This is a genomic window from Arthrobacter liuii, from assembly GCF_014639275.1.
Taxonomy (GTDB): Bacteria; Actinomycetota; Actinomycetes; order Actinomycetales; family Micrococcaceae; genus Arthrobacter; species Arthrobacter liuii.
Window position 1 is genome coordinate 47,840 of the sequence record NZ_BMFW01000005.1, and the last position, 15,127, is coordinate 62,966.

A 15,127-nucleotide genomic window follows, 5' to 3' on the forward strand; every position below is an offset into this window, starting at 1 on the left:
CTAGTCATCTCCGTCGTGGACAAGCTCACCGTCGGTGCCCGGGCTGGCTGCTAGCCCGGCCGTGTAGCGGACGCGTGCATCTTCGACTATTTCCGCCGTCTGTGCTGGCGTGCTTGGATACGGTCCAAGTAGATCGATTCGGCTAGCGAGCCACCAGATCATGCCGTACATTTCCTCGATGGTCTCGTAGGCGTCGCCCAGGTTCTCCACCATCCGGGGCAGGTCGTCCGGGTTGAGTAGCTTGCCGGTGCGCTCGTCTACCGCATGGTTGTAGCTGCCCGCCATTACCCCGCCCTCCCGTGCGGGTTGTCCTTGGCCATCACGTCGCCGAACTGCTTGAGTCCCAGCCATGCCAGGGCGTGACGCAGGCCAGCCTCCCACGCGGCTGCCTCCGCTTCCTTGAGTTCATTGGGACTCAGCACCTTGACCGCGATAGTAACCGGTGCCATCATCGCCACGTCTTGCCCCCAATCGCCATACCAATGAGCGCGGCGACGAAAAACAGGAGCGCCACGCAAGCGGGTATCCACAACGGCGCGGTCACCCACCACCACGACCAGTCGATGACGTGCGTGAGCTTCAGGACTAAGAACACGAGGAACAGTAACCCCGCGAAACCAAAACCACCACTTGATTCGTTCACTTCTGACCTGCCCAGTCGCACGTTACTCCGCCGTTGCCGAATGCAACGCACATGACTTTATGCCCATCGGGAAGCTGGACCCAGCCGCCAGCGTTGGAGTAGGCGCCACCGAGGGTGCCATTGGGTTTCGTCTCCGCGCTATTGCAGGCAGATAGCCCCAGTGTTGCGGCTATGCCAATGGTGATGATGCCTACTGTTTTACGTCGCTTACTCATGCGCAGTCCCGTTCTTCGAGCGTGGTTTCGAGCCGGTAGATTTCCTTGACGGCGGCGGCCTTGTTGGGGCCAAGGTCGGCGTAGGAGTCTTCGCCGAACCATTCGTCGGCGAGCTCATCGAGACGACGCGTCCGGGCCGCTTCGGCGGCCTTCGCGGCCGCGTCCGCTTCCGCCTTGGCCTTGGCTTCCTCGTAGGCTTTCGCTTTCTCTTCCCGCTCCAGGAACTGCGCGATGGCGAGCCATGCGGTGGCGCGTTTGCGGGCCTCACTAGAAGTGTCTTCACCTGGCAGTGCGAGACCATTAGGAACGCCGTCCACCCGGTAGATTCGGGCAAAGCCTTCCATGCGCGAGGTCACCTTCGGCAGGTCCTCCTTGGCGGTAAGGATGTACGCGGACTCGACGGCGTTGGAGACGTCCCTGAGCGTGGCGGTGATCTCAATGCCGTTATAGCCGGCGTAGTTGACGTAGCCCGCTTGGACGCGCTCAAGGATCGTCCGCTGCAGGTGGGGCAGGCTCTTGGCTATGTCGCACCGTGGCGAGTATACGTAGGGGAGTGTCATGCGGGGGTGTCCTGTTCTGTGTTCCATGGGGTGAGTTTCTGTCCGGCGTTGTAGAGGGTGACGAGTCGGGCGACGTGGGCGACGATGTAGGTGGGTCTGTTGCGGTCCCCGGTCCCGTGCGGGTGGAGGTAGCCGCGGGACACCCATTTACCGAGCCGCCTGGTGTCCAGGGCGATGCCTTTGACGGCGAACGATCTGGTCATGACGGTGATGGTTTGCGCTACCTTGTCGGCGTGGGTGAGGGCTTCGAGCGTTCTGGCTTTGGCGTCCCACACGGTCCCGCAGGTCCGGCACGTTGCCGCGTCCGTCCCTTCGATGCCCCAGAGTGTTTCGGTGCATTCGACGCCCTCAACCACGGCGTAGCAGGGCCCGATGTAGGTAGTGTCGGGGGCGATGTCGATGGTCCGGCGGATGTTGTTGACCGCCCCGACAATCTCGGAGTAGGCGTCCGGGGCGGCGTCATGGCGGGAGAGCCAGTGGACGTGGTGCATGAGCCATGCGCTGATCGACTGCGACGTGTCCCGGCAGGTGAGTGGCACGCCGCGTTCTTCGGAGACGAGCCGCGCCCAGCCGACAAGGACCGCCTTCAACTCGGATGCGGCCCTCGACGCGCCAAGGTCGTAGGGGAGGGGTTTGTCGTCGCGGGGGTGGTTGCCGCGGGCGGGGCGTTTCTTCGACTGCCGGGCGAGGGCCGTGTCCAGGTCCTCCAGCAGCGCATCAATGTCCCCGAGCGCCCGATCCAGCGTTTCAGTGCAGCCGGGGCAGATGGTGGCGTTGTTGCTCAGGGGCCGGCCGTCGACGGGGCAGGTCACAGGCGCACCTCTTCGCGATACTCCCCGGATAAGCGGTCCCTCTCGGCGCGCTTTAGTGCACGCTGCGCAGCGAACCTCGCGCCCCATAGTGTGCATCGGACCATGCCATACATGCGCTTACCGTCCTCATAGAGCACGATGTCGTACATGTATCCGGGCTTGTGTGTGATGACTACGTGCACGCTATTCGTCCCCCGACCCATACCCGGCCGCGATTAGTATTTTGGCTACATGCATAGCGTGCACTTCGTAGTAATCCGTTGACCCATTGACGTGCCACCTCACCGCCCCGCAGAGGCAGGTGTAGTAGTCACAGTCCTCCGGGCCGATGTTCTCGCCCCAAGTTGTCCAATCTGCGGTGTGTTCTTCGATGACTTTGGCCAGCCTGTTGGATTTTTGTGCGCCGGGTGCGGAGGTTTTCACTTGGTGGCCTCTGGTTCCCATAGGACCGTCGCGGGGAGGAAGTCGGCGGGGCCCTTGTCTATGTATCCTCCAGCCGCTAGGTACCACATGTGTCCCGACTTTTGCCATGCCTCACCTTCACGGTCAAGGATCACGGTTCCGTCCGAGAATGCATCAGCATCCTCTATGGTTGCCGTGGTGACCTGCCTAGGCTTCCGGTATCCGGCGGCGAGAATCCGCTCTACGGCCTTCGTCGTAGTCCGTCCCAGAATCAACTGGAATAGTTCGTCGCGTTCGGCGTTGCTCATTCGTCCCCCAAAGCATCTAAAAAGTCCTCGAGCCTGATGCGTGCGCTCAGGTTCCCGATGGGTTGTGCGTGGCAGCGGCACCCGTACTGGCGTGCGCACACCTGCAAGGCTGATGTGTAGCAGCAGCCCCGTTTGCAGCGGCGCGACTCAGGGACCGTCCTCATTTGATCAGCCCCGGAGCGACGTGCCCTAGTATGCGCATTGGCTCCATGCTCATCAGGTTCCAACACAAAAGGGCCGACGGGTGAGACGCTGCAACCTGACGACGGTTAGGGCGTAGAACGCCAAATTTCACTCGACCCTGGATGAATACAATGTCGCACCCAGTAGCTGCTGCCTTCTGGAATATCCGAGTGTCGGTGTGCGCCGGAATTAATAACACGACCCGGCTTCCCGCATCTGCTGCTTGCATACAGCGCTCGACCCAGCGTTCCCTCGCTTTACCGTAGGGAGGATTGACGAATATGGTCTGGGCATCCCAAGGCATTTCAGCGCCATCAAGGGGGGGCGCGTAAAACCTTTCAGCGCGCACGGGGTTGTCTGGGTCAGTACAGGGGTCTAGTTCTATGGACCCCCCAAGTGCCTCTTTTATCGGGTCGAGGACGTAGGCAGGCGTGAATTGCGTTTGATTTGGATGCGCCTCGGAACGATAACGAAGTTCATTGTTGAACCTGTGTGCCGCTACAGACCTACTCATGGGTTCTCCCTTAGTCGATACGCAATCCGTTTAAATAAGCCGGCGTGGTGCCACACCCGAAAGCCGGTGCCTTCTTCCTCCTTGGCCCATATCTGCCGGCATTCTGGGCATCGCCACGTAGAGTTCTGCCCGGCATTGGAACCGACCATGCATCTGCATTGGGACTCAGGGACCGTCCTCACGACGCGGGAATGCTGACTGTTCCTGAGATGGAACCGTCGGCCGCCATGTCCTCATAGGTCACGTCGTAATAGGTCACGTCGTATGGTCCGGAGGCGTCTGTGGCTTTGTGTAGCTGCTGCCCGGCGATGGTGCTGGCGATGTCCAGTGCCGCGTCGCGTCCTACCAGTGCGATGGTTTCGGCGGTAGCGCGGAAACCATAGGAGCGTGCTTCATGGATGGGTGTTGTGGAGGTGGTCATGACGGTGTCGCTGCCGAACATTTTGAATTGGTGCTGCGTGGGGTTGCTCATACCACATATTCTATCAGTGCCGACACGCGTTATTGGTGTTACGGGCACTTTTTTAGTGCCCGCCCGTATCATCCAAACCGAGCAGATCGGACGCCTGGGTGTTGGGTCTTTTCACGGTGCGCGGCGGGACTGGTTTCGGGAGCCCTTCGCGGAGTGTGTGGACGAGCTCGGCTTTGTCAAACCTCCCGTTCCCCCATTGCACGTCGATGAGTTGGATCGCTTTCAGGATCGCCATCTCAGCCTCAGTCATCGCGCTCTCCTCACAGCATCAGCTATCGGCCTTGCCCTGCTTACCCACCAGTCGCGGGTTTCCTGATCCACAAGCGGCCACACGGACGCATCAACGCCGGGGTGCTCGATCAGGTACAGGGCGCGGCCGGCGTCCACGTACGGGTCACGGCGGTAGTTCGTGGGCTGCACGCTGCGGCTCATGGCTGATCTTCGCTGACTTTGCTGAGCCGGTGGGAGATGGCTTCCACCGTGCGCTTCGTCGCCATGGGTCCGCAGTCGGGGCACCCAAGGCAGTCAGCACATTCGCCCACACGCGGGTCCGGGGCTGTCACGCGAGTCCCAGCCTTGCCGCGATCATTTCGCGCAGTTCGGGCGTAGGCTGTCCGCCTGCTGCCCATGCGATGAGGTTGGCGGTGCGCTGCTCATAGGCAAGGGCGAGGGTCGCCGCAGCTTCAGGGCTGTTCCGTCGATCCCCGAGCGCATCCAGCGCGTACTGAAAGTGGTCATTCCCGTTCATATCCGGCCGCCCTTGGCATAGTCGATGAAGCAGGTACTCGAACAAAAGTCGAGCTTCGTGCCGTCGTTCTCGGTGGACGTGATCTTGATGTCGCCGCTGATGGCTTCGTCGCAGAAGTCGCAGACGAGTTTCGTGCTCATGGTGTTTTCCTAGGCTTTATGGGTTGGTGGACTTGGAGGCGACCGAAGTACTCGATACGGGTAGGGGACGGGGACGCGTCGGTCACGACGCGGCCCCGAATATGTCTAAGACCTCTTGGCTCATGCGTTTGGCGATCATTTCGCAGTACGCCTCTGACTTCTCGATTCCGATGGATTTCACGCCCGCGTCTTTGGCGGCTCGTAGCGTGGTCCCGGAGCCGGCGAACGGGTCCAGAATAAGTTTCGGCGCGGTGGTCTCGATGGCGAGCGCAGGGATGCCGATGGGGAAGGGGGCCGGGTGCTTATTGTCTGAGTCCTGGTTGATCCGCCAAACGTCCCCGGCGCCCGCCGCGCCCTTGGACTTCAGCCTGAACTTCTCCTTTGCCAGAACCATGATCCATTCATGGGTTGGGACATAGGCGGTGGGGTTGTAGTTCATCCCTCCAGCACGAGCCCAGATGATGATCTGCCTCATCGGTAGGTTCGGGTTCAGTTCCAGCGGGAGCCATACCTGGGTGCCTGCGAGGCGCGGCTTGTGGTTGTAGTAGATCGCACCCTTGTCAGATAGCGAGCCCCAGCAGGCGTTGAGTATGGAGTGCTGCCATTCGACGTACTCCGTCCACGGCATAGAGTCTTCGTGATCGGTGTATGCGATCCCACCCTTGCCATCGGAGCCGGACCACTTTCCGCCGCCGCCTTTTGATTGGCCGTTAGTCCAATGCCCAAGGGGTTCCCAGGGCATTACCTTCAGGTTGTAAGGCGGGGACGTAACGATGAGATCGACGCCAGAGATGGAGGGAAGGACATCCAGCGAGTCGCCGTGGTATAGCGTCACCGACTCGTCTTGGTAGTAGACGCTCATTTGCCGGTCTCCTTGGTGGTGAGGATGCTTTCCCGGAGTGCCGGGTCCATGGTGCGGAGCTTCTGAATGAGGCGGGTATCCGTGGCGGGCAGGCCGAACGTCTCAGTGCCGGCGGTTCTGACGGGAGGGAACATTGCTACTCCTCGATTTCCAGTGAGCCGGTCACGAGGATCGATTGTTCGCTACTCTCGTCTACCCATTCAATGCGCAGATCGATGACAGCTTCCGGGCTGGTGAGGCCGGATGACATCGCCGTTCCCGATTCCTTGGCCATAAGTTGCGCCGCGACATTGTGACGGACCACATCGAGGGCTGCTTCGCGGCCGATGATGTCGATGACATCCTTCGTTGCGCTTCCGGAAAATCTGATGGTTGCCATTGCTACTCCTAAAAACTGGTGTCGGTGGCGTGTGTTGCGTGTTTCAAGTATCGCAGAACAGTGGACAGATGGATAGGGTTTGCACGGCGTGTCGCGGGCGTGTCGCATGGGGTTAGTGCTGACCTACATGCGAACGATCCTCAACAAGACGGCTGGTTCACCTTTACCCCCATGCCGCATATCCGGCCCCACCACATGCACATGATCGTCATCCACCAACAACCCCGAATCCACCACGCCATCCAGGACCGCCTTCACAGTCGGCCACAGATTGTTCGGGTCATACCTCCCAGCCCTCGCCTTCGTGAACCACGCGGTAACGTGCACGGGCCCATCGAACGGCTCCCAATCCGGCCCCACGGACAACAGCCCGGCCGCCCGCCACTGCTTCGTGAGCTTCGCCTCCGCCTGCCGGTGAAGCCTCTGGTTGGAGTTGATCCACCCGCACGGGGCGGGGATCGTGAACTGGACTGTCCTGGTCATGTGGTGCTCCTGCTGTTTGGTCTTCGTGCTGAAAGTACGTTCTTTGGGTGCTGCTTACCGTCTGAAATCGATCAGAATGGGTTGGACGGGTTCGCGCCCGTCCAGAAATTTCTAGGGCCTTAGATCGGCTTCTAGCCGTTCCGCCAGTGAGACTTCGAGTGCGTCCGCGATCCCGGTTGGCGGCTCCCAATGCTTCCCGACATGCGACTCGGGTCTTAGCCCCGCCTTCACGTCCGCCCAGCAGGACCGGCATGTGCCGCCATCCTGGCCTACATGGTCGGGGCACGCTTCCGGTTTAGGGAGCCTTGGTTTCGCCTTCGCCGGCCAGTGGGTCTGAATCTGGTAGATCCTGCCCGGAGTCTGGGTGTCGGGGTCAAGCGCTGCAGTGACGGCCGCGGAGAGGACTTCCCCGAATGCCGCCGGGTGGTCTGCGTTGCGTTCCAGGACCTTCCGCGTCCCGTCGATGCCCCATGCGGGTCTGATCTCGTGGAGTACGTGGGCGATCATGGTGGCCTGCTTCTCGGTGATCAAAACTTTTCCTTTCATCCATCCAGCCGTTGCGGTCGCCTCGCGTTACTTAGGTGACGATTGGATGGAACTTTTTCATCCCTGTTTTAAAAGCTTTTGAAGATAAAAGGTTGGTTACTCACCTAGGTGAGTAAAGGCTTTTATAGGTGATAGGTAACAGAGCTATGGGTTTGCTATTGATTCGCTATAGCATTTGCTATCCGTTTTGCTATGCCTATGCCGCCGCGCAGTGCTCGCAGTCTGGTTCCTTGATGCCGCGGTTCTCATGCCACCGAATATGCAGCCCGTATGTGGCGGAGTCCTTTTTATCCTTGGAGCGCTTCTCAATCTCTTCCCGTGACCACTGGTGTTCCAGGTAGTCGTGGATGTAGTAGCGCCCGTCGGGCTGCAACTCCAGAACGGGGCCCGAACCTGCAATGAGTTCGGTGGTGAGTTCCTTGAAGATCTTGGGGCCCCGCTCTTTTGCTTTCGCCGCGGACACGAGGCCGTCGGATCGGTGCCTGTTGCACCAGCCGGTGAGGCGCAGCCAGTGGACTTTCGCGGTGTCCGACATGGCCTCGATTTTCGGGTGATCCATCGCGTCGTCATGCACGGCAATGTAGGATCTACCGTCCTTCTTTCGTGTCATCGCCCGTCAGAAGTTCCCGTCAGCGACTTGGAAGACGGTCAGGCCGATGGCGCGCCACATTTGGACTACCTGATTTCTGTCATCAAAAACTCCGGCGACGTTGTAGCGGCCGCGGATGTGGATGTTGAACAGTTCGTGCTTGACGGTTGAGTCTTTGCGCTTGTCGCCCAGCGGGCGCATGTGGAGTTCGTCGGCGTAGAGGCCGTGATCTTTGAGCCATCGGGCCGTAACATAGCGGTGCTGTTCGTCGCGGCCGGACATGTAGATCACGCGGTGGTAGTTCTGCAGCTTGTGAATGACGTCAACGACCTTCCGATTGGGCGTGTCGAGGTGGGCCTTGGACCCGTCATAGATATCGCGGTCGCCTTTGATGGCGACGGTCCCGTCGATGTCCACGAGGTAGACGGCTTCGAGGCTGGGCGTCGGCTCCCATGGCTGCCACTCTTCGCTGGCGGGGGCGTCCGCGGCGGGGTGGGGGAGCTTGCCTTTGGCGATGTACTTGGCGTGCATGGTTTCGATGACGCCGTCCGGGACGCGGGCGTCTTCGGGGCGGGCGGCGTTGCGTTCGAGGCAGGTGGAGAGCGGGACGTTGGTCAGGTCCTTGACGGTGAACTCTGCCCCGGTGACGGCTGCGAGGGTTGCCCATTGGCGGGCTGTGCGCTGGCGGAGGTTGGTGTCGTCCACGACGACGTCGAGGCCGCTGTGGAGGAAGGTCCGGACGAGATCCGCCGCCGTTTTGGTGATGGTCGCTTCGGTGTCCTGCGTGGCGGATTGGGCGTTGATGTGGATCATGCGGCGGAGGGAGTCGCGGTTGACTCTCCTGCGCGTGGCGGGGGATTCGGTGACCCACTGTTCCGCCCAGGTGGTTTTTCCAGACCCGGGCAGGCCGCGGGTGATGACAAGTTCAGGCATTGGTGAGGTCCTTCGTTTCGTAGGTGGGATAGACCTGTTTCCATGCCCAGTCGCTAATGTCGCGGCCGTCGAGGAGTTGGAAGAGTGCAGGCCGGGCGGAGGGGTAGCTGGCGGTGGCGATTGCGTATTCTTTGCGCTCGAAGCCTTCGGGGAGGGAGTCCAGGATTGCGCTGTGGGCTGCGTGGGCGCCGGCGACGTGGGCGTCAAAGCTGTCCTCAAGGCTGGTGGCGACGTCGGTTGCCCAGCGGTGGAACTCGTCGGGCAGGCCGTCGATGAGCAGGTCGAGGGTTTTGCCGGTGGAGAGCTGTTCCCAGATGGTGCGTTCGTTCCAGCCGGTGACGATCCGGTGAAGCGCGACGTAGTCGTCTTGCTTGATCTTGACCCTGACGTCGGACGTGCGGAAGTGGACGACGTAGCCTTCGGCGTTCTTGCGTAGGGGTGCGGTGAGGGCTTCGGCGTATGTGTTGAACGGGAAGACGTCGGCGCGGTCGCCGGGCCATTCGAGGTCCCATGGAGTGAGTGTTGCGCCGGTTTCGATGTTCACGCCGCCGAGCAGGATGAGCCCTTCGTAGTCGCCGTAGTCGAGGACGATCCGGTTGGAGGGGTAGACGATTTCGAAGAGTGCAGTGATGCCTGCGGGGGGTTCCCAGTCTGGGTACTGTGCGAGCATCGCGGCCGCCTTGACTGCCTGTTCGCTGGTGAATGAGCCGCGGGTGGCTACGGCGAGCCCTTCGGAGGTGGGGTAGATGATGCCGAGGGAGCCGTCCAGCTTGTCGGTGACGGTGACAGGCTCGTTAGGGGAGAAGGGCTGGCTTGCGGATTCGCCGTGATTGAAGAATTTCGGGAAGGGGCGGGCGATGATGTCGCCGGTTTCGCGGTTGATGATGAGGCCGCGGCATGCGCGGGTGACGGGGTTCCATGCCTTCTGGAACTGGGCGAGTTCGGTGTAGTTGAAGAGCCGGAGCGGTTCGGTCGGGTGGTCGTTGACGCGGACGCGCTTGGCGTCGATCTCTTCCTGGAGTGCTTCGGCGCTGAAAAGGTCTGTGATTCTCATGCGGTTCTCCTGATGGCGTGGTTGGTTTTGCGGGTGAGGAATCCGATGGACCCTGCTTCGCGGTAGGTCCAGCCTTGGCCGGGGAAGTTTTTGCGGAGGGTTTCGCGGGCGAGTCCGGTGGTGCGGTGGACTTCGGTTTGGGATGCGCCGTCGGCGAAGAGTTCTGCGGAGCGGTTGAGTTCGGCCTGCGTGGCGGGGGACTTCCTCATGACGCTCTCCTGTCGTGGTTGGGGAGGGTGGCTGCCATCCATGCGTTGAGGGCGACTTTGAGTTCCCCGGCGGCGTCCTGGACTTGGATTTCGATGGCGTCGAGGTTGCGGCGGGTGGCTTGGATGTCGCCGCGGTGCCGGATGGCGTCGGAGTGTTCGCGTTGTGCGCGGCGGTGGCGGGTGTCCCAGGCGTCTTTGATGGCGCGGGCTTCGTCGTACCGGTTGCGGAGGATCTGCGCTTCCGTGATGGGGACCCTCCTGACCGGGAGCTTCGTGACACTCATTTCTTCTCCTGAGTGGTAGGGATGCCGATGAGTGCGGCGAGGATGTGTTCAGCAAGCAGCGGCGGGACGGCGTTTCCGATCTGGAGGAACTGCTTCGTCTTCGTCCCGCACCACACAAACGGCCGCTCATAGGTTTGGAGGGTTCCGGCCTCATCCAGTGCGATCTTCCGCGCAGTATCGGCGCACTTGATCAGCCACTGGTCAGACTTACTTGTGAGTGTGTGGGCGGGGCGGTTGAACGGGTCAAGCTCGTGACTGCCGTTACGATCATCTTCTTTGGGCTTGCCCATGCTGGTGCGCACTACGGTCGCCGGGTAGGACTGCAATGCGGCGGCTTCGTCGGTGGTCATATTCCGTTCGCCGTCCCATTTGTTCCGGTCGGCTTTGCTTGTGAGCGTCGGCGCTGGCTGGTCGGCGGAACGTTCCCCACGGTTTGACGCATCACCGCCAGTGCCGTAGTTCGAACGGAGCATCCCCGGATATGACTGGAGGACTGCCGCTTGCTCGACTGTCACCGGCACGAATCCGCCGTCACGTTTGGCGGCTCGTAGTCCCAGGTGGTCGCCGACGTTTGCGCTTGCGAAGCCCACCGATGCGGAGTCGTGCCCGAATGCGATGGTTGCGGCGGGCTCGGTCATGGGTCTGCGTGCGGAGTGCTTTTGCACGCCGTGGCAGATTGTCCGGTCGGCGTCTCCCCATCCGAGGGCTTCGGCCATGCTGACCCACTTTTTGACGCCGGGGTCGAGCTTCTCCGGGGTGCGGGAGTAGTAGCGGGAATGCGTCGGCGTTGGCAGGTGGACGGATCCGCCGCGGCGGGCAACGAGGATGGCGCGTTTCCGGGTCTGCGGGACGCCATACTGCTCAGCGTTGAGTATCTCGGTCTTTACCTCGTACCCCCATTCACGCATGACTTCGGCGCACGCCTCCCAGACGGGCAGGACGGTGGGAACCTGCTCCATGGCCACGAGGCGGGGCCGGTCACGCCAGATGTAGGCGAGCGGGGTGAGGACCAGTGCGGTGCGCGGATCATGCTTTTCCCCGAATGCGCGGAGGGCATCGGCGTCCTTGTAGGCGTGGAGATCGATGGCTTCCAAGACTTCATTGAGCGCGGCACGCCCGGCACCCTTGCCTGCCAGGCTGAACGTCTGGCAGGGCGGGGACGCGATTAGCAGCCCGTAGGGGCCGTACTGGTCCAGGTGCTGTTCTGCGGTGAGGGTGATGCCATCCCACACGTCGTGGTAGATCGTTTCCATGCCGTTGGCTGCGCGGGTGGCGACTGCTTCGGGCATGATCTCGACACCGGATTCTTTGATACCCAGGCGCTGGCAGGCGACTCCCCAGCCGGTGCCGGCGAACAGGTCCAGGGCTTTGATGTGTGCTCTTGACTGGTTCATGCGCCTACCTTGATGCCGTGTTTTTGGATGATGGTGTCGGGGATGAGTCGGGCTTTGCTGAGGCCCTTGTCATGCCGGTAGCGCCTCATGTAGGTGGCGATGGCTTTCTTGCATCTGGGGCAGGTGTCGGTGCCGTCCCGGAGGTGGCGGCGGTATCCTGCGGGGGTGCCGCAGGAGGAGTAGATGGAGAGGGTTTTGGTCACGCCATCACGTCCACGGGGGTGTGTCCTGCGAGGTGGTGGGCTTCGGTCAAGTCTTTGGTCCAGCCGGACGCGCCTGACGGGTTGAGCCAGAAGTACTCGCCCGTATGCGTTTTGGATTCGAAGACGAGCGGGCGTCTGCCGTGGCTGGTGCGAACATGGGCGAGGGCCTGGTCGTACGTGTCAAAGGATCGTTTGCCGCGGGGCCGGTAGATGAAGCGTGGGGGCGTCACAAACCATTTGGGTTGGCCGGTGATGATGTCGGTCCCCGGCTCGATCCGCCACTTGTTCGGGTTTCTCATGCGTGTCTCCTGTTGGTAGGAACGTGCAACATGGTTGGGTAAAAAATAGGGGCCTAGAAGGGCGGGGCTGTTGGGTCATTGCTCCATCCCGTGTTTGCTGGTTCCGCCCATGGGTCGCCGCCGCGTGGCTGCGAGTACCCGCTGGATGGTGCGTCGTTGGCGGCGTAGGCCTGGCCGTGGAAGGTGAGGTCCTTGCCGATGGACTCGACGCGGATCTCTTCGGCGGTCTTCTTGTTGCCTTCCTTGTCCACGTATTCGCGGATGGTGATTTCGCCGTAGACGATAACGTTGTCACCCTTTTTGAGGAGGTTAACAATATTCTCGGCGCGGGTCAGCTTGCCCTGGTTCCATGCGGCGCACCGCCAGAACTTGGTGAGCTGATCAACCCACTGGTTGGTGTTCTTATCGAACTTGGAGGCCTGCGAGGCGACGGTGAAGTTCGCCACGCCACTGCCGGACGGCGTGAACCTGAGCTCTCCATCAGCGGTCAGCCTGCCCCGGATAGTCAAAGTTGTTTCCTGGCTCATGTGGTTGCTGCTTTCTTTGGTGGGACTCTTGCTGTGAGGTGTCGGCTGCCGCATTGGCAGAGGTAGATGCGGAGTGGTTTGCCGCTCTTTTTGGATCGGTGGAGTGCGTTGGGTATGGCTTCGTCGTTGTCGGTGTAGGCGCGTTTTTCGGGTGTCGGGCAGTTGGCCCGGGGTGTGCGCCGCGCCTTCCGTAACGCTTTCTGTCGAGCCGTGCGGGTCACACTAGGCGCCTTGCTGGGCGAACCATGCGGCGTCGGCGTCGGTGCGTTCGCCTTCGTCCACGAGTTCGCCGGTGACGGTGTTCGCGGCGGGGTCGGGTTCGGGGTGGTGCTGGCGCGGCGAGACGACGCCTTCAGGCTTGGGTTCGGCGGCGGGCTTGACGGGTTCGTTGGCGACGTCGCGGACGGCGCGGACCTGTTCGCGGATGTATTCGGCGGATGTGGGTACCCACTTGGCGAGGTCGTGCGCGGCGGTCTTCAGGACCATGGCGGCCTCATCGGTGGTCCACGGGCTGTTCTTGCCGGAGGATGCGCTGGCGCTGGCGGCCTTGGCGCGGTCGATGCGGGCCTTGTCCACGACGACAACCTTGGACACGGCGCCGTCTTTCATGATGGCGTAGGCGTAGGAGCCGATGATCTTGCCGCGGTCCCCGCTGAACCAGTCAACCTCATGGAGGGGCTTGGTCATGGTGCCGGGGTTCCATGAGAACTTGTCGTTCTGGTAGACATTCTCCACAATGACGGAGGACACGGCGCCGGCGCGGTACATGAGCTCCACTTCGCCCTGGTAGCCGACGACGCCGAGGACCTTGCCTGCCTTGGGCGTCAGGTAGTACTCGTCGGTCCCGGGCATGAGGCCGAGCTGTGCGGCTTCGGAGAGCGCCACGATGAGGGAACCGGGGTCCTGGTTTGCGCACTTGAGCAAGAAGTCGTTCTTGCGGAGCGCGGACAGGGAGGACGTGAGCCAGCCAACGCCTTTGTCCTGCAGGTGGGAGGGGAGGGCGGCGAGGAGTTCGCCCTTGTATGCGCCGATGGTTTGGCGGGCCTGTTCGATTGCTGTGCTCATGCTGCTGCGCTCTCTTCCGGGATGGTGGGGAGGTTTTTGGATGCTACGAGGTAGGGTGTTCCGCCTTTGCGGGACTGGCGGGTGAAGACGCTTTTGCCGTTCCACTTGATGTAGTGGGCTTGGCCGGCGAGGTTGGCGATGTAGGTTTTGGCGCCTTGTTCGATTTCTTCGGCGGCTTTGCGGGCATTCACTGCGGTGAGGTAGCGGATGGCGTCTTCGTCGTCGAGCTCGTAGGTGTCGTCTTCGATGCCAGGGTTGAGTTCCTTGATGGCCGCGTAGGTGGCTGCGTGGCCGTCGAGGGGGTCGAGGCTTGGGCGCTTGCCCTGTTCGAGGGAGTCCATGAACGTGGTTACTTCGGCGAGCATGAGGGAAACGTATTCGGCGTCGTAGTCGATGATGTACTCGGCAAAGTCAAGGAATGACTTGATGACGGCGAGGCGGACGCGGCGCATGCCCGTGGTGAACATCTGCCACATGGCCTGGTCTTTGTAGCCGGGCGGGATCTGGTCGGTGAGCGGTTCGCCCCATTCCCCGTCAAGGGTTGAGGATTTCGCTTCGAAGAGTTCGGTCCCGTCCGGCGTGTGGATGATCCCGTCGGGGGTGGATGCCGCCCATGGGATTTCCTTGTGGACCCACATGCCGGTTTCGGTGACCTGCCATTCGGGGTGCTGGTCGCGGAACCATGCGCGGACGGCTGGTTCGAGGTAGTGGCCGCGGCGTTTGATGTCGTCGTCGGCTTCGGGTTGGATCTGACCCGCCATCTTGAGCCAGAGGGAGAGGTAGGAGTCGTAGGTGGAGTGCTTCATGATGGCGGAGACTTTGCTGGCTGTCATGTAGGTCATCCACTGCGCGGACCCTGGCTGCACTTCGGGGAGTGACCGGTCTTCAAAGGTGACGCTCATCTTCTGGCCTCCTGCTTCTGCTGCCATGCGGCGAGTCGTGCGGTGGATGGGTTTGCGTGGCCGTAGGCGGTGGGCTGCTCCTGTGGTGCGCCGTCGGTGTCGCAGGTGCAGTCGGTGCAGGTGTGGTGGCCTTGGTCGCAGATGGCGGCTCCGCGGCAGTAGCAGCTAGTCGCCATTGCGGGCCTCTTTGAACTTCTCGTAGGCCTCGTCGTTGCCGTCGTCTTCGGCGTGGAGTTCAGCGTTGTGGTTGGCCGCCCATTCCTCGGCGTCGTCTTCGTTCTCGAAGGGGCCTGATGCGGTGGGGCATTCGGTGCAGATCGCTTCATAGAGGATTTCCTCTTGGACTGTCGCGCTCATCTTCTGCCGGCTTTGGTAGTGTGGGTGTTGAACATTGGAGCCTT

General features: G+C 61.6%; 29 protein-coding genes. All 29 read right to left on the reverse strand.

Annotation, left to right across the window (positions count from 1 at the left end; all coding sequences use genetic code 11):
- Nucleotides 1–285: a hypothetical protein gene (locus IEW19_RS07685; protein WP_188571065.1), complete on the reverse strand. Its 285-nt coding sequence runs from the start codon at nt 283–285 to the stop codon at nt 1–3.
- Nucleotides 285–449: a hypothetical protein gene (locus IEW19_RS07690; RefSeq protein ID WP_229748378.1), complete on the reverse strand. Its 165-nt coding sequence runs from the start codon at nt 447–449 to the stop codon at nt 285–287. Before IEW19_RS07690 ends, IEW19_RS07685 begins: the two co-directional genes overlap by 1 nt.
- Complete coding sequence (locus IEW19_RS07695) at nt 449–643, reverse strand: hypothetical protein (protein WP_188571067.1); 195 nt, start codon at nt 641–643, stop codon at nt 449–451. Before IEW19_RS07695 ends, IEW19_RS07690 begins: the two co-directional genes overlap by 1 nt.
- Nucleotides 644–854: 211 nt before the next feature.
- Complete coding sequence (locus IEW19_RS07700; protein ID WP_188571068.1) at nt 855–1,418, reverse strand: hypothetical protein; 564 nt, start codon at nt 1,416–1,418, stop codon at nt 855–857.
- Nucleotides 1,415–2,230 (reverse strand): hypothetical protein, encoded by an 816-nt coding sequence (locus IEW19_RS07705; protein WP_188571069.1) that lies wholly within the window; start codon nt 2,228–2,230, stop codon nt 1,415–1,417. Before IEW19_RS07705 ends, IEW19_RS07700 begins: the two co-directional genes overlap by 4 nt.
- Before the next feature lie 419 nt (nt 2,231–2,649).
- On the reverse strand, nt 2,650–2,940 hold the full coding sequence (locus IEW19_RS07710) for a hypothetical protein (protein WP_188571070.1): 291 nt from the start codon (nt 2,938–2,940) through the stop codon (nt 2,650–2,652).
- A 160-nt stretch (nt 2,941–3,100) separates the two neighbouring features.
- Nucleotides 3,101–3,637 (reverse strand): DNA N-6-adenine-methyltransferase, encoded by a 537-nt coding sequence (locus tag IEW19_RS07715; RefSeq protein ID WP_188571071.1) that lies wholly within the window; start codon nt 3,635–3,637, stop codon nt 3,101–3,103.
- 178 nt (nt 3,638–3,815) lie between these two features.
- Entirely contained in the window at nt 3,816–4,109 is a 294-nt protein-coding gene (locus IEW19_RS07720; protein ID WP_188571072.1) for a hypothetical protein, read from the reverse strand.
- A 52-nt stretch (nt 4,110–4,161) separates the two neighbouring features.
- Nucleotides 4,162–4,359: a hypothetical protein gene (locus tag IEW19_RS07725; protein WP_188571073.1), complete on the reverse strand. Its 198-nt coding sequence runs from the start codon at nt 4,357–4,359 to the stop codon at nt 4,162–4,164.
- Nucleotides 4,356–4,541 carry a hypothetical protein gene (locus tag IEW19_RS07730; RefSeq protein WP_188571074.1) on the reverse strand — a complete coding sequence of 62 codons (186 nt, stop codon included), beginning with the start codon at nt 4,539–4,541 and terminating at the stop codon, nt 4,356–4,358. The genes IEW19_RS07725 and IEW19_RS07730 overlap by 4 nt, the downstream gene beginning before the upstream one ends.
- 127 nt (nt 4,542–4,668) lie before the next feature.
- Nucleotides 4,669–4,857 (reverse strand): hypothetical protein, encoded by a 189-nt coding sequence (locus IEW19_RS07735; RefSeq protein ID WP_188571075.1) that lies wholly within the window; start codon nt 4,855–4,857, stop codon nt 4,669–4,671.
- Nucleotides 4,854–4,997 (reverse strand): eL24 family ribosomal protein, encoded by a 144-nt coding sequence (locus IEW19_RS07740; protein ID WP_188571076.1) that lies wholly within the window; start codon nt 4,995–4,997, stop codon nt 4,854–4,856. Before IEW19_RS07740 ends, IEW19_RS07735 begins: the two co-directional genes overlap by 4 nt.
- Nucleotides 4,998–5,079: 82 nt before the next feature.
- A complete protein-coding gene (locus tag IEW19_RS07745; RefSeq protein WP_188571077.1) occupies nt 5,080–5,859 on the reverse strand; it encodes a DNA-methyltransferase in 780 nt (259 codons plus the stop codon).
- The gene (locus IEW19_RS07750) at nt 5,856–5,993 is read right to left on the reverse strand and encodes a hypothetical protein (protein ID WP_188571078.1); all 138 of its coding nucleotides are present in this window, start codon (nt 5,991–5,993) and stop codon (nt 5,856–5,858) included. Before IEW19_RS07750 ends, IEW19_RS07745 begins: the two co-directional genes overlap by 4 nt.
- 2 nt (nt 5,994–5,995) lie before the next feature.
- A complete protein-coding gene (locus tag IEW19_RS07755; RefSeq protein WP_188571079.1) occupies nt 5,996–6,238 on the reverse strand; it encodes a hypothetical protein in 243 nt (80 codons plus the stop codon).
- 123 nt (nt 6,239–6,361) lie between these two features.
- Nucleotides 6,362–6,721: a RusA family crossover junction endodeoxyribonuclease gene (locus IEW19_RS07760; RefSeq protein WP_188571080.1), complete on the reverse strand. Its 360-nt coding sequence runs from the start codon at nt 6,719–6,721 to the stop codon at nt 6,362–6,364.
- 111 nt (nt 6,722–6,832) lie between these two features.
- Nucleotides 6,833–7,252 carry a hypothetical protein gene (locus IEW19_RS07765; protein ID WP_229748379.1) on the reverse strand — a complete coding sequence of 140 codons (420 nt, stop codon included), beginning with the start codon at nt 7,250–7,252 and terminating at the stop codon, nt 6,833–6,835.
- A gap of 211 nt (nt 7,253–7,463) precedes the next feature.
- Nucleotides 7,464–7,877: a hypothetical protein gene (locus IEW19_RS07770; protein ID WP_229748380.1), complete on the reverse strand. Its 414-nt coding sequence runs from the start codon at nt 7,875–7,877 to the stop codon at nt 7,464–7,466.
- A 6-nt stretch (nt 7,878–7,883) separates the two neighbouring features.
- Nucleotides 7,884–8,789 carry a phosphatase domain-containing protein gene (locus tag IEW19_RS07775; RefSeq protein WP_188571083.1) on the reverse strand — a complete coding sequence of 302 codons (906 nt, stop codon included), beginning with the start codon at nt 8,787–8,789 and terminating at the stop codon, nt 7,884–7,886.
- Complete coding sequence (locus IEW19_RS07780; RefSeq protein ID WP_188571084.1) at nt 8,782–9,843, reverse strand: RNA ligase; 1,062 nt, start codon at nt 9,841–9,843, stop codon at nt 8,782–8,784. Before IEW19_RS07780 ends, IEW19_RS07775 begins: the two co-directional genes overlap by 8 nt.
- A complete protein-coding gene (locus IEW19_RS07785) occupies nt 9,840–10,052 on the reverse strand; it encodes a hypothetical protein (RefSeq protein ID WP_188571085.1) in 213 nt (70 codons plus the stop codon). Before IEW19_RS07785 ends, IEW19_RS07780 begins: the two co-directional genes overlap by 4 nt.
- Nucleotides 10,049–10,336: a hypothetical protein gene (locus IEW19_RS07790; protein WP_188571086.1), complete on the reverse strand. Its 288-nt coding sequence runs from the start codon at nt 10,334–10,336 to the stop codon at nt 10,049–10,051. The genes IEW19_RS07785 and IEW19_RS07790 overlap by 4 nt, the downstream gene beginning before the upstream one ends.
- On the reverse strand, nt 10,333–11,730 hold the full coding sequence (locus IEW19_RS07795) for a DNA cytosine methyltransferase (protein WP_188571087.1): 1,398 nt from the start codon (nt 11,728–11,730) through the stop codon (nt 10,333–10,335). Before IEW19_RS07795 ends, IEW19_RS07790 begins: the two co-directional genes overlap by 4 nt.
- Nucleotides 11,727–11,933, reverse strand: coding sequence for a hypothetical protein (locus IEW19_RS07800; protein ID WP_188571088.1), 207 nt, complete (start codon nt 11,931–11,933; stop codon nt 11,727–11,729). Before IEW19_RS07800 ends, IEW19_RS07795 begins: the two co-directional genes overlap by 4 nt.
- The gene (locus IEW19_RS07805) at nt 11,930–12,232 is read right to left on the reverse strand and encodes a hypothetical protein (protein WP_188571089.1); all 303 of its coding nucleotides are present in this window, start codon (nt 12,230–12,232) and stop codon (nt 11,930–11,932) included. The genes IEW19_RS07800 and IEW19_RS07805 overlap by 4 nt, the downstream gene beginning before the upstream one ends.
- Nucleotides 12,233–12,285: 53 nt before the next feature.
- On the reverse strand, nt 12,286–12,759 hold the full coding sequence (gene ssb, locus IEW19_RS07810) for a single-stranded DNA-binding protein (protein ID WP_188571090.1): 474 nt from the start codon (nt 12,757–12,759) through the stop codon (nt 12,286–12,288).
- Nucleotides 12,760–12,981: 222 nt separating this feature from the next.
- A complete protein-coding gene (locus IEW19_RS07815) occupies nt 12,982–13,824 on the reverse strand; it encodes a recombinase RecT (RefSeq protein ID WP_188571091.1) in 843 nt (280 codons plus the stop codon).
- Nucleotides 13,821–14,753, reverse strand: coding sequence for a YqaJ viral recombinase family protein (locus tag IEW19_RS07820; protein WP_188571092.1), 933 nt, complete (start codon nt 14,751–14,753; stop codon nt 13,821–13,823). Before IEW19_RS07820 ends, IEW19_RS07815 begins: the two co-directional genes overlap by 4 nt.
- Before the next feature lie 138 nt (nt 14,754–14,891).
- On the reverse strand, nt 14,892–15,083 hold the full coding sequence (locus tag IEW19_RS07825; protein ID WP_188571093.1) for a DUF7848 domain-containing protein: 192 nt from the start codon (nt 15,081–15,083) through the stop codon (nt 14,892–14,894).
- Nucleotides 15,084–15,127 lie beyond the last annotated feature (44 nt).

Bases quoted from the DNA above. Each gene is read 5' to 3' on its own strand.
- IEW19_RS07685 (WP_188571065.1), bottom strand. From the start codon at position 285: ATGGCGGGCAGCTACAACCATGCGGTAGACGAGCGCACCGGCAAGCTA.
- IEW19_RS07690 (WP_229748378.1), bottom strand. From the start codon at position 449: ATGGCACCGGTTACTATCGCGGTCAAGGTGCTGAGTCCCAATGAACTC.
- IEW19_RS07700 (WP_188571068.1), bottom strand. From the start codon at position 1,418: ATGACACTCCCCTACGTATACTCGCCACGGTGCGACATAGCCAAGAGC.
- IEW19_RS07710 (WP_188571070.1), bottom strand. From the start codon at position 2,940: ATGAGCAACGCCGAACGCGACGAACTATTCCAGTTGATTCTGGGACGG.
- IEW19_RS07715 (WP_188571071.1), bottom strand. From the start codon at position 3,637: ATGAGTAGGTCTGTAGCGGCACACAGGTTCAACAATGAACTTCGTTAT.
- IEW19_RS07720 (WP_188571072.1), bottom strand. From the start codon at position 4,109: ATGAGCAACCCCACGCAGCACCAATTCAAAATGTTCGGCAGCGACACC.
- IEW19_RS07725 (WP_188571073.1), bottom strand. From the start codon at position 4,359: ATGACTGAGGCTGAGATGGCGATCCTGAAAGCGATCCAACTCATCGAC.
- IEW19_RS07730 (WP_188571074.1), bottom strand. From the start codon at position 4,541: ATGAGCCGCAGCGTGCAGCCCACGAACTACCGCCGTGACCCGTACGTG.
- IEW19_RS07735 (WP_188571075.1), bottom strand. From the start codon at position 4,857: ATGAACGGGAATGACCACTTTCAGTACGCGCTGGATGCGCTCGGGGAT.
- IEW19_RS07740 (WP_188571076.1), bottom strand. From the start codon at position 4,997: ATGAGCACGAAACTCGTCTGCGACTTCTGCGACGAAGCCATCAGCGGC.
- IEW19_RS07745 (WP_188571077.1), bottom strand. From the start codon at position 5,859: ATGAGCGTCTACTACCAAGACGAGTCGGTGACGCTATACCACGGCGAC.
- IEW19_RS07750 (WP_188571078.1), bottom strand. From the start codon at position 5,993: ATGTTCCCTCCCGTCAGAACCGCCGGCACTGAGACGTTCGGCCTGCCC.
- IEW19_RS07755 (WP_188571079.1), bottom strand. From the start codon at position 6,238: ATGGCAACCATCAGATTTTCCGGAAGCGCAACGAAGGATGTCATCGAC.
- IEW19_RS07760 (WP_188571080.1), bottom strand. From the start codon at position 6,721: ATGACCAGGACAGTCCAGTTCACGATCCCCGCCCCGTGCGGGTGGATC.
- IEW19_RS07770 (WP_229748380.1), bottom strand. From the start codon at position 7,877: ATGACACGAAAGAAGGACGGTAGATCCTACATTGCCGTGCATGACGAC.
- IEW19_RS07775 (WP_188571083.1), bottom strand. From the start codon at position 8,789: ATGCCTGAACTTGTCATCACCCGCGGCCTGCCCGGGTCTGGAAAAACC.
- IEW19_RS07780 (WP_188571084.1), bottom strand. From the start codon at position 9,843: ATGAGAATCACAGACCTTTTCAGCGCCGAAGCACTCCAGGAAGAGATC.
- IEW19_RS07785 (WP_188571085.1), bottom strand. From the start codon at position 10,052: ATGAGGAAGTCCCCCGCCACGCAGGCCGAACTCAACCGCTCCGCAGAA.
- IEW19_RS07790 (WP_188571086.1), bottom strand. From the start codon at position 10,336: ATGAGTGTCACGAAGCTCCCGGTCAGGAGGGTCCCCATCACGGAAGCG.
- IEW19_RS07795 (WP_188571087.1), bottom strand. From the start codon at position 11,730: ATGAACCAGTCAAGAGCACACATCAAAGCCCTGGACCTGTTCGCCGGC.
- IEW19_RS07805 (WP_188571089.1), bottom strand. From the start codon at position 12,232: ATGAGAAACCCGAACAAGTGGCGGATCGAGCCGGGGACCGACATCATC.
- ssb (WP_188571090.1), bottom strand. From the start codon at position 12,759: ATGAGCCAGGAAACAACTTTGACTATCCGGGGCAGGCTGACCGCTGAT.
- IEW19_RS07815 (WP_188571091.1), bottom strand. From the start codon at position 13,824: ATGAGCACAGCAATCGAACAGGCCCGCCAAACCATCGGCGCATACAAG.
- IEW19_RS07820 (WP_188571092.1), bottom strand. From the start codon at position 14,753: ATGGCAGCAGAAGCAGGAGGCCAGAAGATGAGCGTCACCTTTGAAGAC.
- IEW19_RS07825 (WP_188571093.1), bottom strand. From the start codon at position 15,083: ATGAGCGCGACAGTCCAAGAGGAAATCCTCTATGAAGCGATCTGCACC.